Raw genomic sequence first — 26,197 nt, forward strand, 5'->3', positions numbered from 1 at the left:
TCACGTCCCCCGAGCAGCCACGATCAGGGCAACCACCTGTTCGGGATGCTCGCTTCGCACCGCCTGGAGGCCGGAGCCGCCGCGCAGGGAGACCAGGTAGCTGCTCGAGCGCGGACCCATGGTCACCGTGGCCATGCGCCAGCCCTGCGGACCCTTCACGGTCAGCTCCGGCGGGTGTCGCTCCATCCACGACCGAAGCGGCGGCTGATCGGGCCAGGCGGCCGCACTGTTGGCGAACAGCCCCAGGCTGATCGTGTGATGACGGTGAGCGCGGATTCCCCGCTCGGTGAGAAGCCGCTGAACGACGGCCAGCGCCTTGTCGTGGCTCTCCACCGTCGCCTCGTCAACGGCGGGTGGGACGGCTCTACAGTTGTCCATGGGTCGCACCTCCAGTGTGCGATCAAGGGACCCGTACGGCGTTACCGCGCCTGCGGGTCCCGTTTTTCCTGGTGCTCCCATGACATCGCCGGGTATCCCGCGCCGACAGTGCGAGTAGGGGAGACTGAGGGAGACAGGAGGACTCAGTCCCCCGAGGTGCACACAATGAATAACGTTCCGGCCTGGGCCGTACGGTTACGCGCCGCGAGGCGTGGCAAGTTGTGGACGCAGCGAGACATGGCCAGGCAGTTTGCCGAAGCCGCTGACTCACGCACTCGTGCCCGCCTGCCCGAGCGGGATTCCCTGATCCGCATGATCAAGGATTGGGAGGCGGGAAAGCACCAGCCCAAGGACCCGTACCGGCTGCTCTACTGCCGGGTGTTCGGTGCGGAAGAAGCCGAGCTGTTCAGCGAGGAGTCGGAGAGCACGACGCCGGGCGACTCTCACTTCGCCGAGGAGATCGAGGCGCTGGAGCTGGCCCGCCGTATCGCTGCCAGCGATGTGGGCACCGAAACGCTTGACCGGCTGGAGCTGGCCGTCGACGACCTCGCGATGGCCTATCAGGCGACACCACCGGCCGAGCTGCTGGAGCGGGTGCGTCGGCACCTGTCGTACGTCTCGCACCTGGTCGATGCCAAGAAGACGTTCGCCGAGCATCGACGCCTTCTTACGGCTGGTGGCTGGCTGTCGCTGCTGGCCTCCACCTGCCACATCGACCTTCGCCAGTTCGAGGCCGCCGGAACGTGGCTTCGAACGACCGCCCAGCTGGCCAAGCACGTCGAGCATCCCGAGATCGCCGCGTGGTGTCTGGAGACCGAGGCATGGCAGGCGGTCACCACCGGCGACTACCGCCGAGCCCTGACCCTCACCCAGGGAGCACAGGCCATCGCACCGCGCACCAGTTCGGCCTACATCCAGGCGACCGCGCAGGAAGGCCGGATCTGGGCACGGCTCGGGTCCGGTCCCGAGACGCGTGATGCGCTGAACCGCGTTGCCCGACTGGTCTCGCCGCTGTCGATGCCCGAGCATCCCGAGCACCATTACCGCTATGACCCCTCCAAGAGCGAGGCGTACGTGGCGACCACGCTGTCATGGCTGGGAGACCCGGCCGCCGAGCCGTACGCCCGCCAGGTTCTCGCCCGCCTGGAGTCGGCCGCGGACGGGTTGGTTCGCCCGCGTCGAGCGGCCTCCGCGCGTCTTGACCTCGCTCTGGCGCTTCTGGCCACCGATCAGCCCGACGAGGCGAGTCAGCTTGCCCTCACGACCATGACGAGCGGCGTGTTGGTGCCGTCCAACTACTGGAGGGCGCGCGAGGTGATCGGCGCCATCGAGACGCGCCGCATGCCGGAAGCCGCAGAACTACGCGAGGCGTACCGAGAGCTGAGCGGCCCTGCCTGAGAGCCGGGGAAGGCGCGCTCTACCGGCTCGGACAGGCGAATCGCTGAGTGACCAACTGGGTGACAACGACCACGGACGAGGCCGGACACCGATGGATCACCATGGATCGTAAGCCCAGGTGGGAGCGAGTATCGCCCATGGTCCCGCCTCCACCTGGGTTGCTTTGCAACCAGGATGTCAGGAGTTCGAATCTCCTAGGCTCCACTCCCTCTCGGACAGACAGAAGCCCAGGTCAGGCATGTTGCCGCAACCTGGGCTTTGATCTTCATTCGGCCTTCTTCCGCTCTCGTGCCCGTCGCGTGCCCGATCCCTTCGCCGAGGCCCTACGGGAGAGGCCGTCGAGCTTCCGCGCTACCTCACGTTGCCGCTCATCGGTCGAGTGCCGACAGACCATCGCGCCCAGCGCGCTGGAAGCCCATGCGCTCCATCAGCTTCCCGATCGACGTCATTTCCGCGTGCTCGTGTGACTGGATCTCTGAGCCATCCCATCAGGAGTCTGTAGGCTCTATGAGCAGGGAGAGGAGATTCCAGCATGACCGCACAACCGCAGGACTTCGTGCCTCCTAGCTCACCGATGCCTGAGAAGAGCCTGCGGGCTATCCGTTCCGTCCTGGTTGTGCCACAGGATCGCGAGGCGTTCGACGCGGGGCTCAAGGCAGTGCTCGACGAGGTTCGAGTGAGTTTGGACCTTGGTGCTTTGAACGCCTTCGTTCACCGCTGGTGGATCTCCGCGTGTGACTCGGTGCGGGATCCAGAGGGACGTCGCCGAATGCATGCCAGAGCCGAGCAGGTCCTTGCCGGTGAGCCGGTCTCTCCGGGAAGGCCGTGGCGTGAGGTTCTCGGCGCTCGTGGGGTCGACCTGTAGGTGTACCAAATCACACTCGACCCTCTCGCCGAGGAACAGATCGCGGCGATCCCCGTGGAGGCGCTACGCCCACTCGCCGAACTGCTCACCCTGCTGGAAGTCGCGCCGTGGAGCGGTCAGCCGTATAACCCGGCCAACCCCAAGGCCAACATGTTCACTCACGCGTTCGGCGAGCGAGGGCTCGCGACATATGTGGTTCTGGACGAGCAACGCGAGGTGTACCTCATCCGTGTTGAGTGGCCATGATCCTGCGCAGTACGACGGTGGTACAGCGACGCCCGATGGGCACCCACTGTTTCAGCATCTGAGTCCTACCGAAGGCCGGACCTCCGGGTGACCAACTGGGTGCAACGACCATCGACGAGGCCGGACGTCGATGGATCACCGTGGACCGTATGCTCAGGTGAGAGCGGGTATAGCCTGTGGTCCCGCCCCCGCCTGGGTTGCTTTGCAAGCAGGATGTCAGGAGTTCGAATCTCCTAGGCTCCACCAGCCAAAACACCTGTCCGCTGGTGCCGAAACGGCGATGCCCGTCCTTGTCGGCCATCAGGTGGCCTCTTCTCTCCTGGTGACAGTGATCGGCTCGGCGATCAAGTGGCGGCGCGGCGCGCCGCCGTACGCCCCGCGTCGGCGTCCTCTCACCGCGCTGCGGCCTGGGGCCGGTCGCGGCGCGGGCGCCGCGCGGGGCAGCCCCGCCGCACACCGCGAAGCCGCCGACCCAGCGCCGCACCGCCGCACCGCCGCACAAGGCCAGTCGCTCCAACTGTCCAATGTCGCTGGGGTGGGCGCTAAGGTGACGCCGTGATCAGCAAGCCGCCCGGGTTGCCCTTCGCGGTTGTTTTTTCAGCCGCGGCAGCCGTCGTCTTGATATGGGCCAGCTACCCGTACTGGTACGGGATCGAGATGTTCTTGTTCACGATCCCCGTTGGTGGGTTGCTGCTCGCTTACTGGGCCGTTCGAATGGTGTGGGCCGAGCGCAAGGGAACTTTGGAAGGCTCACGCAGCCGCCGCTGGATCATCCCGTGGTTCATCGCGGGCGGCGTCATGCTCGCCCTCATAACCGACGCGCCGTTCTGGATACGCTTCACGATCTCCGAACCCAGCATGGAGGCCTATGCCAAGGCCGTGGCTGAAAATCCTGACCGCGAAGAGCCCTGCCAGTGGGTGGGCCTGTACTACGTGTGCGACGGAGGGCAGCACCTGGATATCGATACCAGAGAAATGGTGCCCGGCAGCGCGGAGTTCAGCGCCCAGGACTGGTTCCTGCATGACAACAAGGGCTTTCTCTGGCTGCCCTCCGGCGAGCCGGTCGAGACCATCGACGACCACTACCGCTATTTGAAAGACCGCTGGTACGGCTACGAAGGCTGGGACAACTGGTAACCGGCCGACCGTGCCAACGAGACCCCGCTCAAAGTCCTGTACGCCGTGGCGGGGCATGAACACTCGGCGGCAATGCTGCTTCTCCCACGCTGCTTGGTCGCCCCTGGGCGACATGGCGGACGGCAGTGGCTGAACCTGCCCACCGACCGTCGCACCAGGGTCACGCCGCCGCCTGGGACTCCGCGATCAGCGACGGCGAAAAATGCAGGTCAACTGCGAAAGAACGTCTCCCACCAAACCTTCCGACGTATGGCTGAGTTGCCACCCTTCACGCTCGACACCCGCGATCAACTCAGCCACATCCGATGCAGCCCATGCGCGCCTCTTCCCATACTTGGATTGGATACGAGAGACAAAGATCTCTTGCCCCTCTTGATGCGCCTGCCGAGCCTCCGCGATGGTTTCCTGGATGTCTTGCGTATCGTCCCGGAACAGCGCCATGAGACATTGCCTTCCTTCTCGCGAGTTGACGGATCAAGGTCGCCTTGATGGGCAACGGCATTGAAGTGGGAAAGGTTCCCGCAAAATAAACGTTGCCCCCGGCGGCGGTGCTCAGGCTCCGGGATGATCGCGAGCTTCTTCGCGCGGTCCGTAGGTGGCTGAGGTAGGGGTCTGATCATCTCGTCTGCCATCGACTCGGAACAAGCCGAGCAGACCGGGGCCACATGGTCTTCTGTTCGGCGTTCCGGTAGGTCGCGCGGTCCGGTCGTTGCCGTGCTCCGTCTGCGCCTTGAAACTGAGCTCGTTCCCCCGGCTTTGTGGCCAGGAGACTCCAGCATGACCGCACAGCCGCAGGACTTCGTGCCCCCTACCTCACCGATGCCTGAGAAGAACTTGTGGGCTATCCGCTCCGTCCTGGTCGTGACCCCCGCCACGCGGGCACCGGCGGCGAACTGCTCCGGTGTCAGCTCTCCGCCGTCAGCTGTTTCGAGCTTCCGCGCGACCGTATCGATGTCAAAAGCGCGACACGGTAAGAGTCCAACGCTTACAGACGGCAGCCAGCAGCGTCACGCCGCCCGCCGCGATCAGTACGATCGCCGGAATCCTCACCAGGTTTCGAACGTCCTCGCAGGATCTCACCTGCTCCCACTGTGTGGCGAACATCTCGTCCTTGATCAGTGAGATTTCCTTGAACGCCGAGCCGCATTCCTCCCCTTGCGCGGTGACAGGAAGTATGCCGGTGAGAACCCCCGAACCGATCAGCAGGAAAGCAACGAACGCGATCGCCCTCGTGGACATGCACAGCCCTCATTACGCTAGGTCCGATCCATGAAAAAGGATCATTCCATGTCGTCATAAGGCTCAGTAAGTGTCGGCGTCACTCTCCGCGGGGCGGGCACGCACCGTGCACGTGCCGGTCGCCCGGCCCGCACCGGGGAACCGCAAAGAGCCGGAAAGCGGCCCTGAGGGGTGGGACGACCGCCGGGCCATCAGTGGCCGTTGAAGGCGGTCGGCAGCGGTCACTCGCGGGCAGTCCTCAGCCCGGCTCACGGCTCGTACGGCCCGAGGTCGGACCGATTCGCAAGCAGGATGTCAGGAGTTCGGATCTCCTGGGCTCCACCCAGTCGGAAACCCAGGTCAGGGATCGTTCTCCCTGCCTGGGTTTCGATTGTTACGTGACCCTCGTGTCCTTCAGTGTTCGTTGTGTGCCGATTCGTTCCTGAGTCGTTCTCGTGCGAGGGCATCGAATCGCTTCGCTACCCGGTGCTGACCGGCCCGTACCGTCCCCCGTTGGACGTGGTGCGGACCGCTCCAGCCGTGTCGTCCGGTCAGGTCCAGTTACGCAACCGGATCGAGAGCATGCAGTTGATGGCTGTGGACTCGAGCCTGTAGTAGTGACTGGCGTTGAGGTTGTTGACCTTGAACGTCGTGGTGCTGGCCACGACGTTCTTGGTGCCCGAGGCCGCCAGGCTCCAGTTGTTCGTGACGTCGTACAGCCACCAGTTGACCCGGCAGATCGCGGCACCGCTGGGGTTGAGCTTGACTTCGAGCCACCTCTGCGAGCTGTGCGGCTCCAGCGACCCCGTTGTGCACGAGACCAGCGGAGGGGCGTTGTTGCAGGTGCGGGTGCCGTACGGTTCCGCCGAGGCCGGCCCGGCGACCAGCATCGTCCCGAGGAAGGCCACCGCCATGGTGCCCGCCGCCGCCATCCGCCGGAACGGCATGGGTCTTCCGGTCCTGTGTGTGGTCATTGTGCCTCCTTGTTCTTGGTACGACAGTTCTTCGGACCCGCCCGGGCGTTGAACCCGTTTCATCGGACGCGCCTGTGGATCCAGGTGGTCCCGGTCGGAACGTTCGCGGGTGGACATCGAGTCGAATCCCGTTCGTCCCCCCAGTCGGTACGAGGCCGGGATCGGCTCGGGTCGAGCATTAGACAGGCCGGTATATGTGGGGTATAGGCCCTGATAGAACCCGCTTCGGTGTCTGTGGGACGGTCCGTTCAGGGCACGGTCTCCCACCATGACTGGGCGATTGACAAAGCGGACGGCGGTCCAGGATTCTTCATTTCGAAGTCCGATGAGGGCGGGATTGATTGGAATTTCACGTTCTGGGGCCGCTCAGCGTCTCCCGCGACGGCCAGTTGGTTCCTGTCAGTGGGGCACCCAAGCTTCAACTCACCCTCGCCGCGCTGTTGTCCAAGGCCGGCCAGCCGGTGTCGATCGACTGGCTGATCGCCGCGGTCTGGGGTGACCAGCCGCCCGTGTCCGCGCGGCGCAACATCCATCTCTACGTCCACCAGTTGCGGCGGGCGTTCGGCGCCCATGTCCTGCCTGGACGGCCGGGCGGATACGCGATCATCACCGACTCGCTCGACGCCGCGCGTTTCCGCAGTCTCGCCGCGCAGGGGAGCGCGGCCCTGGGCAGTGGGGACATCGAACTGGCCCGTGACCGGCTGCGCGGGGCGCTGGACCTGTGGCGGGGGCCGGCGTTCGCGGAGTTCCGCGATCACCCGCTCATCGCCGAGGAGGCCCGCCGACTGGAGGAGTCGCGGCTCATCGCCCACGAGCGGTTGGCGGAGACCGAGCTCGGTCTGGGACGGCACGTCGAGCTGGCCGCCGAGCTGGCCGATCTCACCCGGCGGCATCCGTACCGGGAGAGCCTGCGCGCTCATCTCATGCTCGCGCTGTACCGGTCCGGCCGGCAGGTCGAGGCGCTGGAGGTCTTCCGCGGGACCCGTGACCTGTTGAACGCGCAGCTCGGCATCGAACCCGGCCCTGTGCTCCAACGTCTGCACGAGACGATGCTCCGCGGTGACGAGGATCTCCTCCCCGCCCTGGGGCCGCCACCGCGGATGCCCGCCGCGCCGCAGGCGACGGAGGGATGGGCCGAGGACAACTGCCCGTACCGAGGTCTGGTGGCGTTCCAGCCGGAGGACGAGGAGTGGTTCTTCGGCCGCTCCCAGCTGGTCGACCGGCTCCGCGAGCTGGTCGACCGGCTTCCGGTGGTCGGCGTGTTCGGGGCGTCGGGAAGCGGAAAGTCATCCCTCCTGCGCGCCGGCCTGCTGGGGGCGGGCTCCGGCGAGCACGGTACGGCGGAGTCGCGACCGGGCCTGATCATGACGCCGGGCGAACACCCGCTGGACACGTTGGCCGACCTGGTGGCGAAGGTGTCCGGCGGCGACCCCGAGACGCTCCGCGCCGAACTCTCCGACGATCCCGGCGCCTTGAACGCCGCCCTGGACACGGCCTTGAACGCCGCCTTGGACACGGCCTCCGACACGGCCTCCGACACGGCCCCCGACACGGCCTCCGACACGGCCCCCGACACGGCCCCGCGCGGCACGCGGGAGACCCGCCTGCTGCTGGTGGTGGACCAGTTCGAGGAGACCTTCACCCTGTGCGCCGACGACGGAGAGCGACGCCGGTTCGTCGAGGCCCTGCTGGGCATGGCGCTCGGCGCGGACCGCCGCGCCGTTGTCGTGCTCGGCGTACGAGCCGACTTCCTCGCCCACCTGACCCAGCATCCCGGCCTGGTCGAGGCCCTGGGCGGCGAGGCCCAGCTGCTCGTGGGGCCGGTCTCGTCGGCGGACCTTCAGGAGATCGTCGTCCGGCCCGCCACCCGGGCGGGGCTCACCGTGGAACCCGACCTGCTGGCCACGGTCCTGGCCGACGCCGCCGAGGAGCCGGGCAGCCTGCCGCTGGTCTCGCACGCGCTGTTGGAGACCTGGCGGAATCGCACCGGCCCGAGTCTCACGCTGTCGGCCTACCAGGCGGCCGGCGGCGTGCGCGGGGCCATCGCGCAGAGCGCGGAACGGGTCTACGACGAGCTCGCCCGCGCGGAACAGCAGGCCGCACGCAGGATCTTCGTGAGACTGACCGCGCTGGGAGACGGCACGGAGGACACCCGGCGGCCCATCGCCCGGGTGGAGCTCGTCGGCCTGGCCGACCCCGAGGTCACCTCCGGCGTGCTGGGCCGGCTCGCCGCCGCACGGCTGGTCGTCCTCGCGGAGGAGACGGTGGACGTGGCGCACGAAGCGCTGATCCGGGCCTGGCCCCGGCTGCACCGCTGGCTCACCGACGACCGCGAGAACCTGTTCGTCCATCGGCGGCTCACCGATGCCGCGCAGACGTGGCGGGAACTGGAGCGCGACTCCGGAGCCCTGTACCGGGGCGTCCAGCTTCTCGCCGCCCGGACCTGGGCGGAGGATCACCCGCAGGAGCTGAACGACGTCGAAAGCGCCTTCCTGCGGGCCAGCCGCGTGCTGGAGGAGAGCGAGCGCGACGCGACGAGGCGCCGTACCCGGCTCCTGCAACGCCTCCTGGCCGGGATGGCCGCGCTCTTCCTGCTCGCCGTACTCGGCGGAGGCGTGGCCGTACGGCAGGGGCAGGAGGCCGGCCGTCAGCAGCTGGTCGCCCTGTCCCGGCAGCTGTCGCTGAAGGCCGGATCCCTCCTGGACACCGATCCGGATCTGGCCGGCCTGCTGGCGATCGCCGCGTTCCGTCTCAATCCGGAGACCGAGACGCGGGGCGGCCTCCTGAGCGTGTCGGCCGCGGCTCGCCGCCGTATCGAGTTCAACACCGAAGGGCCGGCGATCTTCGGGGTGGCGTTCAGCCCGGACGGCTCGCGGCTGGCCTCGGCCGGCACCGACGGGACGGTCGGTCTCTGGGACCCACGTGGCCGCGACCGCGTCGAGACCTTCTCCGAGCACGCGGAACTCGCGGGGGCGGGACACGTCTACGCGAGGGTGGCGGCCTTCAGCCGCGACGGCAGGCTGCTCGCCTCCACCGCCAGGGAGCCCGCCATCGCGGCGAGCAAGGGCTCGATCGTCGTGCGGGACCTGGTCTCCGGCCGGCCGGTGTTCCAGCGGCGGCGGGAGCTGCTCACCGACGCGATGGCGCTGAACCCCGACGGGACGAAGATGGCGGTCGGGGCCGGCAAGGGCGCGATCGAGCTGTGGGACCTGCCCGGCGGGAGCAGACGCACGTTGAAAGGACACAAAGAGGAGGTCGTGGCTCTCGCGTTCAGCCCCGACCGGCGATTTCTGGTGTCCGCCACGGACGGAGCGGAGAGACCGCTCGTGTGGGATGTCGCCTCCGGGGCAAGGGTCGCCGCGCTTCCCGCCGGACACATCCACAGGCTGGGCTTCGACTCCACCGACGGCACCCTCGCCACGGGCTCGTCGTATCACGGGGTGCGGTTCTGGCGAATCGCTCACGACGGTGTGACCGCCCTGTCCGCGCTGCCCAAGCAGTCGCCGTACATCTGGGACATGTCCGCTCCCGTCGCCGGCCGGATCGCCGTCGCCGACGAGAACGGCCTGATCACCGTCTGGGACATCGTGCGACGTCAGCCCGTCGAGACCTACCAGGACAGAAGCCGCGCCGAAGCGCTTTCCCTCGCCTTCAGCGCGGACGGCTCGATGCTCGCCTCGGCCGGCTTCGGCCGGACCATCATGATCCGCGAGCACCCCATCCCCCCGTTCAGCGGACACAGCCGGGCCGTGAACGACATCAAGATCAGCCCGGATGGCCGTGTCGTCGCGTCGGCGGGCAGCGACCGCACCGTCCGGCTGTGGGACGCGCGTGGAAACCCGGTCGCCACGCTCGACGACCATCCCGACGACGTCCGGGCCGTCGCCTTCAGCCCGGACGGCCACCGGCTCGCGACCGTCACCCGCAACCACACGATCACCGTCTGGGACGTCGGCAGCGGGCGGAAGCTCACCGCGATCACGTACAAGGGAGTGGGCGCCTCCACCGACCTTGGCTTCGATCCACACGGGCGCTTTCTCGTCGGGGCCGCGCTCGGCCGGTTCCGCTGGAACCTCCACGATCCGGGGAGCTCCGCCGAGCCGTTCCCGGGTGCTCCCTACATCGCCTCGGCGTTGGCGTTCAGCCCCCGCGATCCACTGCTCGCCACCGCCGGCCCCGCCGGAGACGTTCTCGTCTGGGACCTGGTCCAGGACCGGCAGGTCCGTGCCGTCAGGACGCGCCAGGGCTCGGTGCTCGACGTCGCCTACAGCCCGGACGGCAGGCTGCTCGCCACGGCCGGGGCCGACCGGACCGTCAAGCTGTGGGACGCGCGGACCGGAAGGCCGCATGCCACGCTCACCGGCCACACCGCCCCGATCCAGGTCCTCGCCTTCAGCCGGGACGGCCGTGCGCTCGCGTCCGCGGGCGATGATCGTACGATCACCGTCTGGGACCTCCCGTCCGGAAGGGCTATGGCCACGCTCACCGGTCACACGGCCCCGATCAAGGGCCTGGCCTTCGGCACCGACGGAGACCTGGTCTCCGGAGGAGACGACGGCAGGATCATTCGCTGGTCGCTCCGGCCCGATCCGCTCGTGAGGAAGCTCTGCCAGGAGATCGGCCGTGACCTCACCCGCGAGGAGTGGGCCACCTACCTCCCCTCCGTGGACTACCGGCCCACGTGCTGAAGGGGCGTACGTCGCTGTGCCCGCGCCGGTGCCGGGACCGGAGGTGTCGATGGCGCCTTTTAGGGTGGAGAGGTGAGGGATCTTCGCCTGCTGCCCAAGGCTCATCTGCACGTCCATCTGGAGAGCACCGTACGGCCGCGGACCGTGCGCGAGTGGGGAGGGCCACCCGAGCCGGAAGGGCCGTTCGCCGACTTCCGGGAGTTCGCCGACCAGCGGGCCCGGGTGCGGGCGTTGTTGCGCACGCCCGAGCGTTTTCGGAGGGTGGCGCTGGAGTTCTGCCAGGACGAGGCGGCCCAGGGCACCCGGTACGCCGAGGTGACCTTCACCGCCGCGTCCCACGGCGAGCGCGTGGGGGCGCTGGAGATGCCGCTGGAGGCGGTGCTGGACGGGCTGGCCGAGGGCAGGCGCTACGGGATCGAGTGCCGGGTGCTGCTCGACCATTCACGCCGCCGGCCGGTGGAACGGTTGTGGCGGACGCTCAAGCTGGCCAACCGGTACGACGAGGTGATCGGTGTCGGGCTGGCGGGTGACGAGAGCCACCCGCTGGCGCCGTTCGCCGAGGCGCTGGACGCGGCCAGGGACACCGGGCTGCGCCTGGTGCACCACGCGGGCGAGGCGGCCGGGCCGGCCAGCGTCCGCGAGGCCCTGGAGGTGGGCCACGCCGAGCGGCTCGGGCACGGTATCCGGGTGCTGGACGATCCGGCGCTGGTGGACGAGGTGCGCGAGCGGGGCGTCCCGCTGGAGGTGTGCCCCACCTCCAACGTCCTGCTCGGGCTCGTTCCCACGTTCGCCGAGCACCCGCTGCCGCGCCTGCGCGCGGCCGGGCTGGTCGTCACGGTCAACACCGACGGCGAGACGGCGTTGGCCGACGAGTACGCCCGGCTGCGCGAGGTCTTCGGCTTCACCGACGCCGACCTGGCCGGGCTGGCCGTCGCCGGGGCCGAGGCGTCCTTCGCCCCGCTCGCGGTGAAGGAGCGGATCAAGGCCGGGGTGACCGCTTGGCTCAGCCGTCCGTAGCGGTCATCGTCTCTTACCGGTGAGGTGATTTGCGTGACCTCTGCTTCCGGGCCGCGAAGAGGGAAGAGGAATGCCTCCGCCGGGTCATCCGGGCCCGGGTTCTTCACGACGCCACGTTGAACGTTCCCGGACCGGAACACCAGGTGCGCGAGTAGCGGTCGCGGCATGATCGCCGGGCCCCCGGTACGGCAGTGGGCCCGGCCCTCGATGGGCCGGGCCCGAACAAGCGTTTTCGCGTGACGCGGGTGATTCCCCGGCCGGTTCAACGGAACCGCGGACCTCCGGCCGGTTCAACGGAACCGCGGACCTCCGGCCGGTCCGTCCGGTGTCGTCGCCGTCCCGGGGTTTACGGTCACCGGGTCGGTCACCACCCCGCTTTCACCGTTCCGCCCGTCAGGCCGGCCGGGTGCGGGCAGCGTGCAGTCCGGACGGGACAGGTCCAGCACCGAGCCGGGCGCCAGGCAGGCGGGCACGGCCGCGACCTGCTGGCCGTAGCGGGCGCCTTTGCGTACCGTCACCTGGCCGGCCAGGTTGACCTCGCACGGATTGTTCTCCGTGCAGCTCTCCCCGTCGTCGTTGCCCGTGTTGTGCAGCCCGACCACGGTCTTCCCGTCCGGGGCGATCAGCGGTGACCCCGAGGTGCCGTGCCCCGGTTCGCAGGCGCCGGTGTACCTGACCGCGTTCTCCTGCTCGTACCCGCCCTCACGCAGCTTCGGCACCACCGCCTCCACCGCGCAGCTCCAGCGGCGGCCCCAGATGCCGGACAACAGGTCGACCCGGTCACCGGCCGCGGCCGGGGTGCCGGTGAGGTCGAAGACCTTGGCGCCGGCGGCGGCCAGCTCCGCGTAGGTCCGGTCCAGGCGGTACAGGGCGACGTCGGTGCCGGTCATGGTGGCGTAGACCAGCCGGGTCGTCCTGGCCTCGACCTTGGGGTAGCCCTCGTGGTCGACGATCGTGGCCGGTTGGGTGGCCGGCCGGTCTGCCAGCGCCGATCCGGGTGCGGGGCGGTTGCCCTCGACGCAGTGGCCGTTCGTGAGGAGCAGGGCCGGATCCTTCGCCCGGGAGGCCGCGGTGCGGACCACGACGCCGGAACAGCCGCCGAACCGCACGGCACCCTCCAAGGAGGGCATGGGCGATTCCGGCGGAACCGCGACGCCTGTGACGATGCCTCGGATCCACTTCCGGTACACCGACACGTCGCTGTACACCGTCGGTGTGTCGTTGCCGTTGCTGCCGCTGACCGCCCCGGCCAGCAACCAGCCGCCACCGCGGCGAACCAGCGCCGGGCCACCGGAGTCCATGTTGGTGGCCGAGACGCTTCCGTCCGGGCTGCCCACGCACAGCTCGCGCTCGCCGACGATGCCGCTCACCTTGCACTTCGAGTCCGGCTGCACCACGGTGTCGGCCTCGCGAAGGTGGTCCGGGTAGCACTTCGGCTCCCGCTCGTCACAGGTCACGCCCCAGCCGATGATGCGGGCGGGGGTGTGGCCGGCCGGTGTGGCCGGCGCGATCCGCACCGGCTTCGCCCGGACCGGGGTGCGCAGGTGCAGCAGCGCGAGATCCTTGCCGTACACCTCGGTGGAGTACCGGTAGAACTTGTCGACCTCGGCCAGCTCACCGCCGGAGGTCACCTTCAGCGAGCCGATACGCACCCGCCAGCCCCGGGGCGTGCCGGTCTGAGCCTGGTTGGGTGTGCGGGCGCAGTGGCTCGCGGTGACCACCCACTGCGGCGCGATCAGCGTGACCCCGCAGACGTGGCCGTCCGTGCGCGGGGATTCGGCGCGCTGCAACGAGCCCATGAACGAGTACGGCCGCGCCGACTCGACACCGCCACGCAGGGCGAGCGCCGGGGTCGCTGTCGCCGCCAGCAGCACGGAAACGACGAGGAGGAAGCCAAAACGCGCGGAGAAGCCCATGAGTGCGACGCGAGCACGAGGAGGGTGAAGTGTGTTGGGCATCGTTTCACTTTCGGTGGCCATGGCCGCCCGGCGATCGGGAGGGGTGGGCAGAGCACACGGGAGGTTCCGCTCCGGGAAGCCGGTAAGCCGCGTAGTGCACGTCGGCCACCCTGCGCGGCGCAGGTGTCCGCGTGATCGCGGTCGTGTATCGGCGGCCGCTTGGACGCGTATCGGGTGCGTATCAGCCCTCGGCGACGGCGAACTCGTCGCCGTCGCCGTCCTCGGTGACCACGGTGTCGGCGTGGCCGATCGGGCGAGAGATGTGCTTTCCGGGAACTCGGGTAGCGCTGCGGACAGTCCCTGTGTGTGGATATGTCGATACGTGCTCGGATACGTGGTGGGGATACAGAGGCGTTCGAGCAGCTCTTCGATGAGTTCGCCCGATCGGTGTACGGCCATGCCTTCCGGCTGACGGGAAACCGGTCGGTCGCCGAGGACGTGATGTCCCTGACCTTCCTGGAGGCCTGGCGACTGCGACACCGGATCGATGCCGACGGAGGTTCGCTGCGCCCGTGGTTGCTGGGCATCGCCACCAACGTCGCGCGCAATACCCGGCGGGCCGCCTACCGCTACGACGACGCCCTGGCCCGCATACCCAGAGCCGAGCAGGTTCCCGACCTCGCCGATGAGGTGGCGGGACGCGTCGACGACGCCGACCGGCTGGCCGCGATCCGACGGGCCTACGGCACGCTGCGCCGCCAGGAGCAGGAAGTGTTCGCGCTGGTCGTCGGGTCGGACCTCGGCTACGTCGAGGCGGCCGAGGCGCTGGGTATCTCGGTGGGCACGGTCCGGTCCCGGCTGTCCCGGGCGCGGAGGAAGCTGGAGAAGTTCGCGGCGGAGAGGGAACCGTCCCGGCCGTCACGACAGGTAAGAGGTGACCGCGACCTCGCGGCCCGGTTCACGAGGGAGGAGTACCGATGAACGAGGACGAGCTGGAAGGCCTTACCCGGCTGCTGCCGTACCAGGTGGAGCCCGAACTCCCGCGGAACCGGCACCGACAGCTCAAGGAGTTCGTGATGACCGAGATTCACCAGGACGCCCGGTCGGCCAAGCCGAAGCGGCTGCTGCTGCGCTCTGCCGTCCTGGCCCCGGTGCTGGCCGCCGCCGCTGCCGTGGCGATCGCCGTCCCGCTGGCCCTGGGCGGTGGCGCGGCCTACGCCGTCTCCAAGAATGACGACGGCACCATCTTCATCACCATCAACGAGGCCAAGGACCCCAAGGGTCTGCAGGCGGACCTGCGGGACATGGGGCTCAACGCGGTCGTCGACTACATCCCCAGAGGCAAGAAGTGCAGCCCGCAGCCTCGCAGCCAGAGCTTTCTGTCCAGGGAGGACGCTCCCCTCACCGTCTGGCCGGGACCGGAAAGGCGGGAATCCGGCTTCACGATCGACCCCAAGGTCGTGAGGGACGGCCAGGTGGCGGTGTTGGAGTTCAGCGTTTCCGAGCACCCGGAGAGGACGGTCGCCGGTATCTGGGCGAGCGTCTCCGACGGACCCGTGGCCGACTGCAAGCTGGTCGACAGCACCGAGGCTCCGCTCGGCCCGCCCGAGGGCAGCTGACCAATCCCCTCAAAGACGCGGCAGGTCGACCAGGGGAGGTCGCGTCGTGGGCGGCCTTGACAGGCAGCCGTACGGCTGCCTAAGTTAAAGGCAGCCGAAAGGCTGCATATCTACAGGCGGCAACCTGGGTACGGGGGCGGGCATGGACGAGGTGTTCAAGGCGCTGGCCGATCCGAGCCGGCGCGCGCTGCTCGACTCGCTCAACGCCCGCAACGGGCAGACGCTGCGCGAGCTGTGCGCCGGGCTCGACATGGCCAGGCAGTCCGTCAGCAAGCACCTCGCGGTGCTGGAGGAGGCCGGGCTCGTCACCACCGTGCGGCGGGGCCGGGAGAAGTTGCACTACCTCAACGCCGCGCCCGTGCACGAGATCGCCCACCGGTGGATCAGCCGCTACGACCGAGTCAGGGTCCAGGCCCTGGCGGACCTGAAACATGCTCTGGAGGAGACCTCGATGGACGCGCCGACCTTCGTCTACACCACCTACATCCGCACCACCCCGCAGAAGCTCTGGCAGGCGCTCACCGAGCCCGCCTTCACCCGCCGCTACTGGGCCACGGAGTTCACCACGGACTGGTCCGCGGGCTCGCCGATGACCTGGGACAACCACGGCGTGCTGATCGGTGACCCGGAGCAGGTCGTGCTGGAGGCCGAACCCTACAGCCGGCTCTCCTACACCTGGCACGCCATCACCCCCGAGCTCGCCAAGCGCTTCGACTGGGACGAGGAACTGTTCGCCCGGCTGTCCGGCGAGGCCCGCTCGAAGGTCACCTTCACGCTTGAGGAGGCCGCGCAGGTCGTGAAGCTCACCGTCGTGCACGACGGCTTCGAGCCCGGGTCGAGCCTGGCCGAGATGGTCAGCCACGGCTGGCCGAGCGTGGTGGCGAGCCTGAAGTCGCTGCTGGAGACCGGCGAACCGCTGCCGGACGATGCGTGACCTCCCGATCGGGGCTCGAAGACGTCGCGGGGGTGCGGCCGGGAGGGTTCGACGGCGTCGCGGGGGTGCGGCCGGGAGGGTTCGACGGCGTCACGAGGTGCGGCCTTGTGGGCCGGTGCCTCGCGTCGATGAGGTGCCGGGGTCGAGGGCCGGGCTCCTCACCCCTGTTTCCCGATGAACTCGCGCAGCCAGTGGTAGCTCGCCTTCTCGGTGCGGGCCTGGGTCTCGTAGTCGACGTGGACGAGCCCGAAGCGGGCGGCGTAGCCGCGGGCCCATTCGAAGTTGTCCAGCAGCGACCAGCAGAAGTAGCCGCGTACGTCCACGCCGTCGATCATCGCGGTGCGGATGGCGGCCAGATGGTCGCGCAGGAAGCCGACGCGACCGGTGTCGTCGAGGGTGCCGTCGTCGCCGTAGCCGTTCTCGGTGACGAGGATCGGCGGTAGCGCGGGGTAGCGCCGGGTCAGGCCGACGAGGGTCTGGTGGAGCCCCTGCGGCTCCATCGGCCAGCCCAGCCCGCTGGTCGCCGCGCCGTCCGGGGTGACGCTGCGCACCCCGAGGTCGAAGGCGGAGCGCAGCGCGGGGTCCGCCTGCTCGTACGGCGCCGCGGCGGCGTGGATGCGGTAGTAGTAGTTGACGCCCAGGAAGTCCAGCGGAGCGCCGATGACCTCCAGGTCGCCCTCGCGGCGGAAGGAGAAGTCGCTGATGGCGCCGAAGGTCTCCGCCATGTCGGACGCGTAGGCGCCGAGCAGCAGCGGGTCGGTGAACTGCCGGTTGACCAGCAGGTCCATCTTGCGCGCCGCGTCGGCGTCGGCCGCCGAGCCGGTCGCGGGCACCGTGGGCGACATGTTGAGCGTGATGCCGACCTGCTGCCCCGGCCGCGCCCGTGCCCGCAGCCTGGCCGTCGCGAGGCCGTGGCCCAGCAGCAGGTGGTGGGCGGCGGCGAGCGCGCCGTGACCCTCGCGCGCGCCGGGTGCGTGGCGGCCCTCGGCGTAGCCGACGATGGACGAGCAGTACGGCTCGTTCAGCGTGATCCAGTGCGACACCATGTCGCCCAGCGCCTCGTACGCGACCTCGGCGTAGTCGGCGAAGCGCTCGGCGGTGTCACGGGCGCGCCAGCCGCCGCGGTCCTCCAGCGCCTGGGGCAGGTCCCAGTGGTAGAGGGTGACGTACGGCTCGATGCCGCGTTCGCACAGGGTGTCGGCGAGCCGCCGGTAGAAGTCGAGGCCGCGCCGGTTCACCCGGCCGTCGCCGTCGGGCACGATCCTGGGCCAGGCCAGCGAGAAGCGGTAGGCGCCGGCGCCGAGCCGGTCCATCAGATCCACGTCCTCCCGCCAGCGGTGGTAGTGGTCGCAGGCGTGCTCGCCGCTCTCGCCCCTGGCCACCGCGCCGGGGACGCGGCAGAACGTGTCCCAGATCGAGGGCCCGCGCCCGTCGGCGTCCACGGCGCCTTCGATCTGGTAGGCGGCGGTGGCCGTCCCCCACACGAACCCGGCGGGAAAGGACATGTTTTCCCAGGTCATCCCTTGATCGCTCCTGACATGATTCCCCCAATGATCTGACGGCCCAGCGCGGCGAAGACCGCCACGATCGGCACGATCGCGAGCACGGTGCCGGTGAGCACGAGCGCGTAGTCGGTGGTGTAGCCGCTGGCCAGGCTGGAGAGCGCGACCTGGACGGTCGGGTTCTCCGGCGTGAGGACGACCAGCGGCCAGAAGAAGTCGTTCCAGGCCTGCATGAAGGTGAACAGGCCGAGCACGGCGGCGGCCGGGCGGGCGGCGGGCAGCACGACGTGCCAGAACAGCCGCAGCGTGCTGCACCCGTCGATGCGACCGGCCTCCAGCAGCTCGTCGGGGATGGCGCTGGAGAGGTACTGGGTCATGAGGAACACACCGAACGCGGTGACCAGGCCGGGCACGATCACCGCCTCCAGCCTGCCGGTCCAGCCGAATTCGGCCATGAGGATGTACAGCGGGATGATGCCGAGCTGCTGCGGCACGGTGGTGGTGGCGATGGCCATGACGAGCAGCACGTTGCGCCCGCGGAAGCGCAGCTTGGCGAAGGCGAAGCCGGCCAGCGTGGAGAACAGCACGACCGAGACGGTGACCGAGCCGGACACGAGGAAGGAGTTGAACATCGCCTGGCCGAACGCGGTGGTGTCGAAGACCCGGCTGATGTTCTCGAACAGGTGGCCGCCGGGGGTGAGGACCGGCGGGACGCTGGCGATGGCGTCGTTGTCGTGGGAGGCCACGATCAGCGACCAGTAGATGGGGAACAGCGAGCCGAGCAGCACGGCGACGAGCGCGGCGTAGGTCCAGAACCCCGCGCCCAGGGGGTTCAGTCCGCGCCGGAGGGTCCGGCGGTTCAGGCCGCGCCGGACGGCGGTGACGGTTGCCATGTCAGCTGCTCCTGATCCTGCGCGTGATGGCGAAGTTGACGAGCGCCATGACCACGATGATCATGCAGAGTGTCCAGGCGATCGCCGAGGCGTAGCCGAACTCGTACATGCTGAAGCCCTGCTCGTAGAGGTAGAGGCCGACGGTCTGGAACTGGCGGTCCGAGCCGCCGGTCGGGTTGCCGGTGCCGGCCTGGAACAGCAGCGGCTCGGCGATGATCTGGAAGCCGCCGATGGTGGACACGACGGCGGTGAAGATGATCGTGGGACGGAGCATCGGCACGGTGATCTTCCAGAACTGGGTGAACTGGCTCGCGCTGTCCAGCCGGGCCGCCTCGTACAGGTCCTCGGGGATGGTCTGCATGGCGGCCAGGTAGATGAGGGCGTTGTAGCCGGTCCACCGCCAGATGACGATCAGCGAGATCGCGACGTGCGAGGAGAGCGTGCCGGCCTGCCAGTCGATCGGGTCCAGGCCCACCAGGCCGAGGGCCCAGTTGACCATGCCGAAGTCGCGGCCGAAGAGCTGGGCGAAGATGATCGTGACCGCGACGATCGAGGTCACGTTCGGCAGCAGCACGCCCATCCGGAACAGCGTGCGGGCGCGCAGCCTGCGGTTGAGCATGTGCGCGATGAACAGCGCGGCCAGCAGCTGCGGCACGGTGGACAGCAGCCAGATGCTGACGGTGTTGAACAGCGCGTTCCAGAAGTAGTCGTCGGCCAGCAGCTCGGCGTAGTTGGCCAGCCCCACCCACTCGCGCGCCGGGTCCAGCAGGTTCCAGTCGGTGAGGGAGACGTAGGCGGTGTACAGCAGCGGGAACATGCCCACCGCGCCGAACAGCAGGAAGAACGGGGCGATGTAGAGGTACGGCGAGCCCTTGACGTCGAGCTGGTAGGCCCAGCGGCGCCGGGGGCCCGATCTGACGGAGGTCACGGTCGGCTCCAGGGAGGAAGGGGAGCGACGGGATAGACGGGGGTCATGGCCGGCTCCTGGAGGGGAGCGACGGGTTTGGCGGAGGTCACGGTCGGCTCCTCGGGGGAAGGGGGACGGCGGCGGGCCCTGACCTCCCGCCGCCGCCCGGCTCTCACGGATCGGCGCGCGTCACTTGCTGATGCGCTCGATGTCCCCGAGCACCTGCGTCCACGCCTCGGCGCCGTCCTGCTTGCCCTCCTCCACGCGGTTGATCGCGTCGCGGATGGCGGTCTGGATGTCGCCGGCCCTCGGGCCCTGGTACTGCGGCTTGAGGTTGCGGGCGGCGGTGGTGAAGATCTTTCCGATCGGCGCGTCGTTGAAGAACTCGTGCTTGAGCCCGGTCACCTCGGGCTTGTCGTAGGTGGCGACGGTGGAGGGCAGGATGCCGTGCTTGGTGAACACCTCGATCTGCTGTTCGGGTGCCGTCAGCCAGGCGATCAGCGCCACGGCCTCCTTCAGGTTCTTGCTCTGGGCCGGGACGGTCAGGTAGGAGCCGCCCCAGTTGCCGCCGCCACCGGGGATGGCGGCCACGTCCCACTGCCCGGCGAAGTCCTTGCCCTGGTCCTGGATCTTGGCGAGCATCCAGGCGGGGCAGGCGATGGTGGCGAACTGGCTCTTGGCGAAGCCGGTGTTCCAGGCGGGCGAGCTGCCGACGAGCTTGGCCGACTGGCCGTCGGCCACGGCCTTGAGCACCTCGTCGTAGGCGGAGCGGATGGCCGGGTTGGTGGCCACCACGACGTTGTCCTGGGTGTCGTAGTAGCCGGTCTCGGCCTGGCCGACCATCGCGTTGAAGACCTGGGGGCCGCCGTCGAAGAACGCGGCGCCCTCGGGCTTCTTGGCGGTGTAGCGCTTGCCGGTCTCGAAATAGGACGTCCAGTCGGGCCAGAGCTTGGCGACCTCGTCACGGTCGGTGGGCAGCCCGGCCTTCTCGAACAGGTCGCGGCGGTAGCACATGGCCAGGCCGCCGACGTCGGTGCCGTAGCCGATCTGGGCCCCAGACTTGGCCAGCGACGCCTCCCACTTCCACGGCAGCCAGCGGTCCTTGAGCTGGTCGGCGCCGTGCTGCCGCAGGTCGGCGAAGTGCTGGGGTTGGTTCCTGAACTGGGCGACGAAGCCGGTGTCGATCCCCTCGATGTCGGCGGTGCCGCTGCCGGTGGCCAGGTGCGCCGCGAGGTTGCGGTGGTGGTCGTTGTACGCCGACGTCCTCTCGACGATCTTGATGTTGGGGTGGGCGGCCTCGTACTTGGCGTAGAGCTCCTTGAAGCCCATGTTCCCGAACAGGTTGAGGGTCAGGGTGATCTTGCCGCCGGCCGATGTGGAGCCGGTGGAGCCGGTGGAGGGGGAGCCGCCGCAACCGGCGGCGAGCATGCCGACGGCCAGCACTCCGGCGGCGAGACGGGTTCGTCCAGCAGACACCTGGAACTCCTTCGAGGGGAGAGGAAGGGTGACTGCGAGATGCGACGAGAAGGCCGAGCCCCGCGGCAACGGTGCGGCATCGGCCTGTCAGTGGGACATTCCACAGAACGCCGCCGCCCCCCGTCAAGTCACAGAAACGTCACGCGCCGGAAATCCACCGGGATGGGTTGACATGACGTGGGCACTCACATAACTTCCATGCAACCGGTTACATGAAACCGGTTTCAGCGAGATGCGATACCGTACGCCCGTGGCAACGATTCGAGAGCTGGCGCGCCTTTGCGGGGTGTCGTCGGCGACTGTCTCCCGCGTGTTCAACAACCCCGAGGTGGTGAACGCCCAGACCCGCGAGCTCATTCTCAGCACCGCGGCACGCATCGGATACCTGCCCAACGAGTCGGCCCGCACCCTGGCCACCAAGAGATCCCACATGGTCGGCCTGATCTGGGACACCGACCACCGCCGCCCCGGCTGGCGGCACCCGTTCTTCCAGGAGATCCTCATCGGGCTGAAGACCGCGCTGAGCGAGCGCGGTTATCACCTGCTCATGCTCGCCACCAGCGAGGACGGCACGCCCGACAGCTTTCTCCGCGCCGTGCGCAGGCACAACCTCGACGGCGTGGTCTTCATAGACAACGGCAGGGCCGACCCCTCGCTCCAGCCGCTGGCGGCGTCGGAGGTGCCGTGCGTCTCCCTCGACCGGCCCGTCCAGGGGCCGCGGACCACCTACGTGACCTCCGACAACGCGGGCGGGGCGCGCGAGGCGGTCCGCCACCTGCACGCGACCGGGCGCCGGGTCATCGCCACCATCACCGGCCCGGCCCGCACCAGGCCGGGCGCGGAGCGGCTGCGCGGCTACCTGGAGGAACTGGCCGCGCTCGGCCTGGAGCACAGGCCGGAGCTGGTCGTCGAGGGCGACTTCTACCTGGCGAGCGGTCACGCCGCGATGCGTGCCCTGCTGGAGCTGGAGGAGCCGCCCGACGCGGTGTTCGCCGCGGGTGACGAGATGGCGATCGGCGCGCTGCGGGCCGTGACCGAGGCGGGGCTGAAGGTGCCCGAGGACATCGCGCTGGTCGGGTTCGACGACATCGAGCTGGCCGCGCTGGTGCCGCCGGGGCTGACGACGCTGGCCCAGGACAAGGCGGGCTTCGGTACGGCGGCGGCCGCGGCGGTCATCACGATGATCAACGAAGGCGTCACCCCTCTCCCGAGGATCCTGCCCACCCCGCTGGTCGTCCGCGGCTCCACCGGGTAGACCTCGGCCCGCGGTCACCCGTCCAGCCCTCCGGGGTCCGCGGCCCGCTCCGTCGCGGGATGTCGCGGGATGTCGCGGGATGTCGCGGAGCTTAGTAGCGGACGTCGCTCTGCAGCAGCGGTGGGTACACGGTGGACGTCTCACCGTCGACGGTGGTCCCCGCGAACTGCAGCATCGCCCGCAGCGCGCCGTGCATCGGCGCCGGGTAGTTCAGGGCCGGAGCCGAGACCTCGTCCAGCGTGCGGAGGTGTTCGGGGGTGAGCGTCACCTCCAGGGCGGCGAGGTTGTCGTCGAGGTGTTCCACGCGCCGGGCGCCGAGGATGGGCACCACGGTGCCCTCGCGGGCGCGCAGCCAGGCCAGCGACACCGCCGCGGACGTGGTTCCGAGCTCGTCGGCGACGGCGGCGACGGCGTCGATGACCGTGAACTCCTCCTCGCCGGGGCCGCCGACGAAGGCGGTGCGGGCGGAGTCGTCGACCCGGGTGCCGCGCCGGTACTTGCCGGACAGGAAGCCGTTCTTCAGCGGACTCCAGGGCACCAGCGCCATGCCCTGGTCGAGCGCGAGCGGGGCGAGCTCGCCCTCCACGGTGCGTGCCAGCAGCGAGTACTCGACCTGCAGCGCGATCAGCGGCGTCCACCCCTTCAGCAGGGCCGTGGTCTGGGCCTGGGCGGTGACCCAGGCCGGCGTGTTGGAGAACCCGATGTAGCGGATCTTCCCGGCCCGGACCAGGTCGTCGAGGGTGCGCAGCGTCTCCTCGATCGGTGTGTGCCGGTCCCAGTTGTGCAACCAGTACAGGTCCAGGTAGTCGGTGCGCATGCGGCGCAGGGTCTCGTCGAGCTGGGCGACGATCGACGAACGGCCCGCGCCGCCGCCGTTGGGGTCACCGGGGAAGAGGTTGGTGAAGAACTTCGACGCCAGCACCACGTGCCGGCGCAGTCCGGGACGGGCGGCGAAGAAGTCGCCGAGGATCTTCTCCGAGTGGCCGTTGGTGTAGAAGTTCGAGGTGTCGACGAAGTTCCCGCCGCGGTCCAGGTAGGTCGTCAGGATCTTCTCCGACTCCTCGACACCGCACCCGGCACCTCCAGGGTCCTCGCCGAAGGTCATCGCGCCGAGGGCGAACGGGCTGACCCGCAACCCGGACCGGCCGAGGGTGACGTAGTGATCGAGCGGCATGAGCGTGGCTCCGATGCGTGTGGGGACGGTCATCCCATCGAAGCGCGAGCCACGCGGTCAGCAGTAGACCGATCCGCGCCGGTCGTTGCACGATCCTCTCTCCGACCGTCCCGCCCGCGTGATTCGAGGTCTCGCGAGCGTGACAGGCCGGTTTCTCAGGCGACCCCCGGCTCGTGGCCGGTACGGCTCAGGCTCAGGCTCCGGCCGGTTCGCAAGCGGGATGTCAGGAATTCGAGGCTCTCGGATTCCACGGCGGAAATACCGGCTGGAAGGATTCAACGGGATGCGCATGAGCCGGTACGGCAGCCGCCGTTCTCGGCTGCGCCGGGCGCTTGCGACGCGAGGAAAGACCGGTCCGCGCGGGAGTCGGGGATTCCTTAAGATCACGGCATGGCCCTCGACTTGTACGCAGGAATTCCGGTCACCGAGTATGCGACGGCCCTGAAGTGGTACGAACAGCTTCTGGGCTCCCCGCCGACGTTCGTCGCGAGTGACACGGAGGCGGTGTGGGAACTCGCGGAACATCGGTCCGTGTTCATCGAGCAGCGGCCCGAGCACGCCGGTCACGCCATGCACACGATCTTCGTCGACGACTTCGACGCCCTCGTGGCGCGGATCGCCGAGCGAGGACTCGAACCCGTTGAGCGGGAGACTTACTCCAACGGCGTGCGCAAGGCCACCTACCGCGATCCCGACGGGAACGAGATCGGGTTCGGCGGCGCTCCCTGAGGGACATCACGCCAGGTCACCATGTTATCGATCATGAAAAGGGCGCTCGGCCGGCGGCTGGTGGTGGCCGCGCGTTTCCTGATCACGGTGCCGCCGTACCCCTGGTGGCGGGCCGTTATCTCCAGCGTGGTCGTGACGCCGGAACGCTCCCGCGTAGCCGGAAGCCGGCCAGTGCGAGGACGACCGCGGCGTAACCGCAGAGCACGGCGAGCCCGGCCCACCAGGTGAGCGGGTAGTAGCCCGCCGAGGGCGCGTAGTGGGCGACCGTCTGCGGATGTTCGTGGAGGGTCTGTTCGGCGGCGAAGCCTGCGGCGGGTGTGAGGCGGAGCAGCCACCTGGCCGTTTCGTCGGGCAGGAGCGGCAGGACCGCCAGGAGGTACGGCAGGACGACCACCGAGATCGTGACGAGGACCGCCGTCCAGGTTCGACGCAGCAGCGCGCCGACGGCGAGCGCGAGGACGGCGGCGAGCGCGAGCAGCGCCGCGACGCCGACGACGACCCGCAGTCCTGTGAGAGCCGGCACCGTGACGACGCCGAGACCGTTGGCACGAAGGACCTTCGGGCCGGCCGACACCACGACCGCCGCGGCGACCAGCCCGGCCAGGAAGGTGACCGCGCCGACCACGAGGGCCTTCGCCACCAGCGTCCGGCCGGTGAGCGGCGCGACACCGGGCGCGGCGCCAGGTGCGACATCCGGTACGACATCGGACGTGGCTCCAGGCGTAGCCATGAGCGAGGCATCGGGCGCGACGCCGGGCGTGGCATCGGACGTGACGTCGGGCGCGACTCCGGTCCCGCCCGGCCGGTACCCGGTGGTCACGAATCGTACGGCCACCACGAGCACGATGATCAGGCTGATGACCAGGCCGACGAGGCCGCTCTCCACGGGGTGGCCGCCCTCGGCGCCGCTCGGCCCGATGTCACCGGTTCCGGTGACGGTGAACACGCCGTCCGACTCGGCGAGCCCGGCTGCCCGGTGATACTTCTCCCAGTCGGTGTGCCCCATCTCGCCCACGCTGCCGCGGTCCCATTCGCCGGTGGACGTGCCGCCCTCCACGCTGACGCGGTCGAAGGTGGCGGTGGCCTGGGTGAAGCGCGATTCCGGGAGGCCCGCGCCGAGGGCTACGGGCCTGAGGGTCAGGTCACCCGGGGACGCGACGAAGAGGCCGACCCGTACGATCTCGGGCAGCGCGGTGAGGCGGGCGGTGCCGACCCTGGTCCATCGCGTGCCGTCCGCCGACTCGTGGCCGGTGATGGTGTCGCCGGAGCGGGTCAGGCGCAGCCAGCGCGGCGCCTTCGCCGAGACGCCGCCCGCGCGTCCGGCCGTGTCGTGGACGTAGTCGTGCTGCATCCGTACGCCGTGCGAGCCCGTGAGCATCAGCGCCGCGTAGGAGGAACCCTGTGCGGTGCCGTCCTTGATGATGACGCCGGCCTTCGCCCATGGCACGAGGCCGGGGACGATCTCGTCGTGGCCGGGCGGCGGATAGGTGATGATGCCGGTCATGGACGTCACGCGGACGGTGATGCTGCCGTTCTCGCCCAGGGGTTGGTGGACGAAGTAGAAGGTGTCGCTCACCGCCTGGCCGTGCGGCCCGACCGGAGCGGTGGGACAGGGGATCTCCACCGGGCCGTCGCTGCAGTGGGAGCCGCTGCCGAGCAGGATCGCGTGGAGCAGTCCGAGCAGGACGGTGACGAGGATCGCGGCCGCCATGGCGGTCATCCGGCCTCGGGTGCGGAACCTCGCCCACTCCTGCCGCACCCGTGCGGTCAGGGATGGTCCGGTGGTGACTTCGTGGGTCTCTCGCATGGGCCGGTTCTACGGTTCCGGCCCTAACACGGGCCGAACCGTCGCTGTCACACCGCTGTTAGGTCGGGTGCCGCATCCTGGA

General features: G+C 69.3%; 22 protein-coding genes. 11 read left to right on the forward strand and 11 right to left on the reverse strand.

Annotated elements, in window-relative coordinates:
* Window positions 1-378: a hypothetical protein gene (locus ACFYWM_RS05675; RefSeq protein WP_389909029.1), complete on the reverse strand. Its 378-nt coding sequence runs from the start codon at window positions 376-378 to the stop codon at window positions 1-3.
* A gap of 237 nt (window positions 379-615) precedes the next feature.
* Between ACFYWM_RS05675 and ACFYWM_RS05680 the strand changes: the two genes are divergently transcribed.
* From ACFYWM_RS05680 to ACFYWM_RS05695, 4 genes are all read left to right on the forward strand, one after another.
* A complete protein-coding gene (locus tag ACFYWM_RS05680) occupies window positions 616-1,776 on the forward strand; it encodes a hypothetical protein (RefSeq protein ID WP_389909032.1) in 1,161 nt (386 codons plus the stop codon).
* A 574-nt stretch (window positions 1,777-2,350) separates the two neighbouring features.
* Entirely contained in the window at window positions 2,351-2,641 is a 291-nt protein-coding gene (locus ACFYWM_RS05685) for a DUF6247 family protein (RefSeq protein WP_389909339.1), read from the forward strand.
* The gene (locus tag ACFYWM_RS05690; protein WP_389909035.1) at window positions 2,642-2,887 is read left to right on the forward strand and encodes a hypothetical protein; all 246 of its coding nucleotides are present in this window, start codon (window positions 2,642-2,644) and stop codon (window positions 2,885-2,887) included.
* Window positions 2,888-3,442: 555 nt separating this feature from the next.
* A complete protein-coding gene (locus ACFYWM_RS05695) occupies window positions 3,443-4,024 on the forward strand; it encodes a hypothetical protein (RefSeq protein WP_389909038.1) in 582 nt (193 codons plus the stop codon).
* A gap of 186 nt (window positions 4,025-4,210) precedes the next feature.
* On the opposite strand, the gene ACFYWM_RS05700 is transcribed toward ACFYWM_RS05695, so the two are convergent.
* The 3 genes from ACFYWM_RS05700 to ACFYWM_RS05710 form a co-directional block, all read right to left on the reverse strand.
* A complete protein-coding gene (locus ACFYWM_RS05700) occupies window positions 4,211-4,465 on the reverse strand; it encodes a hypothetical protein (RefSeq protein WP_389909041.1) in 255 nt (84 codons plus the stop codon).
* Between the two features lie 513 nt (window positions 4,466-4,978).
* A complete protein-coding gene (locus ACFYWM_RS05705) occupies window positions 4,979-5,263 on the reverse strand; it encodes a hypothetical protein (protein ID WP_389909044.1) in 285 nt (94 codons plus the stop codon).
* A 530-nt stretch (window positions 5,264-5,793) separates the two neighbouring features.
* Window positions 5,794-6,216 (reverse strand): hypothetical protein, encoded by a 423-nt coding sequence (locus ACFYWM_RS05710; RefSeq protein WP_389909046.1) that lies wholly within the window; start codon window positions 6,214-6,216, stop codon window positions 5,794-5,796.
* Between the two features lie 341 nt (window positions 6,217-6,557).
* Between ACFYWM_RS05710 and ACFYWM_RS05715 the strand changes: the two genes are divergently transcribed.
* Both ACFYWM_RS05715 and add read left to right on the forward strand, forming a co-directional pair.
* The gene (locus tag ACFYWM_RS05715) at window positions 6,558-10,904 is read left to right on the forward strand and encodes a BTAD domain-containing putative transcriptional regulator (RefSeq protein ID WP_389909049.1); all 4,347 of its coding nucleotides are present in this window, start codon (window positions 6,558-6,560) and stop codon (window positions 10,902-10,904) included.
* Window positions 10,905-10,976: 72 nt separating this feature from the next.
* Window positions 10,977-11,921 carry an adenosine deaminase gene (gene add, locus ACFYWM_RS05720; RefSeq protein WP_389909052.1) on the forward strand — a complete coding sequence of 315 codons (945 nt, stop codon included), beginning with the start codon at window positions 10,977-10,979 and terminating at the stop codon, window positions 11,919-11,921.
* 290 nt (window positions 11,922-12,211) lie between these two features.
* On the opposite strand, the gene ACFYWM_RS05725 is transcribed toward add, so the two are convergent.
* Complete coding sequence (locus ACFYWM_RS05725; RefSeq protein WP_389909056.1) at window positions 12,212-13,879, reverse strand: trypsin-like serine protease; 1,668 nt, start codon at window positions 13,877-13,879, stop codon at window positions 12,212-12,214.
* Between the two features lie 312 nt (window positions 13,880-14,191).
* Here ACFYWM_RS05725 and ACFYWM_RS05730 point away from each other — a divergent pair, with 312 nt between their 5' ends.
* The 3 genes from ACFYWM_RS05730 to ACFYWM_RS05740 all read left to right on the forward strand — a co-directional run bounded on the left by ACFYWM_RS05730 (window position 14,192) and on the right by ACFYWM_RS05740 (window position 16,372).
* The gene (locus tag ACFYWM_RS05730) at window positions 14,192-14,800 is read left to right on the forward strand and encodes an RNA polymerase sigma factor (protein ID WP_389909059.1); all 609 of its coding nucleotides are present in this window, start codon (window positions 14,192-14,194) and stop codon (window positions 14,798-14,800) included.
* Complete coding sequence (locus ACFYWM_RS05735; protein ID WP_389909062.1) at window positions 14,797-15,438, forward strand: hypothetical protein; 642 nt, start codon at window positions 14,797-14,799, stop codon at window positions 15,436-15,438. The genes ACFYWM_RS05730 and ACFYWM_RS05735 overlap by 4 nt, the downstream gene beginning before the upstream one ends.
* Before the next feature lie 142 nt (window positions 15,439-15,580).
* The gene (locus tag ACFYWM_RS05740; RefSeq protein ID WP_389909066.1) at window positions 15,581-16,372 is read left to right on the forward strand and encodes an ArsR/SmtB family transcription factor; all 792 of its coding nucleotides are present in this window, start codon (window positions 15,581-15,583) and stop codon (window positions 16,370-16,372) included.
* Window positions 16,373-16,530: 158 nt separating this feature from the next.
* Here ACFYWM_RS05740 and ACFYWM_RS05745 read toward each other — a convergent pair whose 3' ends face one another.
* The 4 genes from ACFYWM_RS05745 to ACFYWM_RS05760 form a co-directional block, all read right to left on the reverse strand.
* On the reverse strand, window positions 16,531-17,892 hold the full coding sequence (locus ACFYWM_RS05745) for a GH1 family beta-glucosidase (protein WP_389909069.1): 1,362 nt from the start codon (window positions 17,890-17,892) through the stop codon (window positions 16,531-16,533).
* Window positions 17,889-18,767, reverse strand: a complete 879-nt coding sequence (locus tag ACFYWM_RS05750) for a carbohydrate ABC transporter permease (RefSeq protein WP_389909073.1) — start codon at window positions 18,765-18,767, stop codon at window positions 17,889-17,891. Before ACFYWM_RS05750 ends, ACFYWM_RS05745 begins: the two co-directional genes overlap by 4 nt.
* Window position 18,768: 1 nt before the next feature.
* Window positions 18,769-19,695: a carbohydrate ABC transporter permease gene (locus ACFYWM_RS05755; RefSeq protein ID WP_389909077.1), complete on the reverse strand. Its 927-nt coding sequence runs from the start codon at window positions 19,693-19,695 to the stop codon at window positions 18,769-18,771.
* A 168-nt stretch (window positions 19,696-19,863) separates the two neighbouring features.
* Entirely contained in the window at window positions 19,864-21,150 is a 1,287-nt protein-coding gene (locus tag ACFYWM_RS05760; RefSeq protein ID WP_389909080.1) for an ABC transporter substrate-binding protein, read from the reverse strand.
* Window positions 21,151-21,400: 250 nt separating this feature from the next.
* Here ACFYWM_RS05760 and ACFYWM_RS05765 point away from each other — a divergent pair, with 250 nt between their 5' ends.
* On the forward strand, window positions 21,401-22,405 hold the full coding sequence (locus ACFYWM_RS05765; RefSeq protein WP_389909083.1) for a LacI family DNA-binding transcriptional regulator: 1,005 nt from the start codon (window positions 21,401-21,403) through the stop codon (window positions 22,403-22,405).
* Between the two features lie 91 nt (window positions 22,406-22,496).
* Here the strand turns inward: ACFYWM_RS05765 and ACFYWM_RS05770 are convergent, their stop codons facing one another.
* On the reverse strand, window positions 22,497-23,612 hold the full coding sequence (locus ACFYWM_RS05770; protein WP_389909087.1) for an aldo/keto reductase: 1,116 nt from the start codon (window positions 23,610-23,612) through the stop codon (window positions 22,497-22,499).
* A 357-nt stretch (window positions 23,613-23,969) separates the two neighbouring features.
* Between ACFYWM_RS05770 and ACFYWM_RS05775 the strand changes: the two genes are divergently transcribed.
* Complete coding sequence (locus ACFYWM_RS05775; protein ID WP_389909090.1) at window positions 23,970-24,308, forward strand: VOC family protein; 339 nt, start codon at window positions 23,970-23,972, stop codon at window positions 24,306-24,308.
* 115 nt (window positions 24,309-24,423) lie between these two features.
* On the opposite strand, the gene ACFYWM_RS05780 is transcribed toward ACFYWM_RS05775, so the two are convergent.
* Complete coding sequence (locus ACFYWM_RS05780; RefSeq protein WP_389909092.1) at window positions 24,424-26,115, reverse strand: hypothetical protein; 1,692 nt, start codon at window positions 26,113-26,115, stop codon at window positions 24,424-24,426.
* Between the last annotated feature and the right edge of the window lie 82 nt (window positions 26,116-26,197).

It is taken from the genome of Streptosporangium sp. NPDC002721, from assembly GCF_042888905.1.
Taxonomy (GTDB): domain Bacteria; phylum Actinomycetota; class Actinomycetes; order Streptosporangiales; family Streptosporangiaceae; genus Streptosporangium.

Excerpts from the sequence above, each read along its gene's own strand:
- ACFYWM_RS05730 (WP_389909059.1), top strand. The coding sequence starts at position 14,192 with ATGTCGATACGTGCTCGGATACGTGGTGGGGATACAGAGGCGTTCGAG.
- ACFYWM_RS05750 (WP_389909073.1), bottom strand. The coding sequence starts at position 18,767 with ATGGCAACCGTCACCGCCGTCCGGCGCGGCCTGAACCGCCGGACCCTC.
- ACFYWM_RS05705 (WP_389909044.1), bottom strand. The coding sequence starts at position 5,263 with ATGTCCACGAGGGCGATCGCGTTCGTTGCTTTCCTGCTGATCGGTTCG.
- ACFYWM_RS05710 (WP_389909046.1), bottom strand. The coding sequence starts at position 6,216 with ATGACCACACACAGGACCGGAAGACCCATGCCGTTCCGGCGGATGGCG.
- ACFYWM_RS05675 (WP_389909029.1), bottom strand. The coding sequence starts at position 378 with ATGGACAACTGTAGAGCCGTCCCACCCGCCGTTGACGAGGCGACGGTG.
- ACFYWM_RS05780 (WP_389909092.1), bottom strand. The coding sequence starts at position 26,115 with ATGCGAGAGACCCACGAAGTCACCACCGGACCATCCCTGACCGCACGG.
- ACFYWM_RS05685 (WP_389909339.1), top strand. The coding sequence starts at position 2,351 with ATGCCTGAGAAGAGCCTGCGGGCTATCCGTTCCGTCCTGGTTGTGCCA.
- ACFYWM_RS05740 (WP_389909066.1), top strand. The coding sequence starts at position 15,581 with ATGGACGAGGTGTTCAAGGCGCTGGCCGATCCGAGCCGGCGCGCGCTG.
- ACFYWM_RS05680 (WP_389909032.1), top strand. The coding sequence starts at position 616 with ATGGCCAGGCAGTTTGCCGAAGCCGCTGACTCACGCACTCGTGCCCGC.
- ACFYWM_RS05745 (WP_389909069.1), bottom strand. The coding sequence starts at position 17,892 with ATGACCTGGGAAAACATGTCCTTTCCCGCCGGGTTCGTGTGGGGGACG.
- ACFYWM_RS05775 (WP_389909090.1), top strand. The coding sequence starts at position 23,970 with ATGGCCCTCGACTTGTACGCAGGAATTCCGGTCACCGAGTATGCGACG.
- ACFYWM_RS05735 (WP_389909062.1), top strand. The coding sequence starts at position 14,797 with ATGAACGAGGACGAGCTGGAAGGCCTTACCCGGCTGCTGCCGTACCAG.
- ACFYWM_RS05700 (WP_389909041.1), bottom strand. The coding sequence starts at position 4,465 with ATGGCGCTGTTCCGGGACGATACGCAAGACATCCAGGAAACCATCGCG.
- ACFYWM_RS05770 (WP_389909087.1), bottom strand. The coding sequence starts at position 23,612 with ATGACCGTCCCCACACGCATCGGAGCCACGCTCATGCCGCTCGATCAC.
- ACFYWM_RS05725 (WP_389909056.1), bottom strand. The coding sequence starts at position 13,879 with ATGCCCAACACACTTCACCCTCCTCGTGCTCGCGTCGCACTCATGGGC.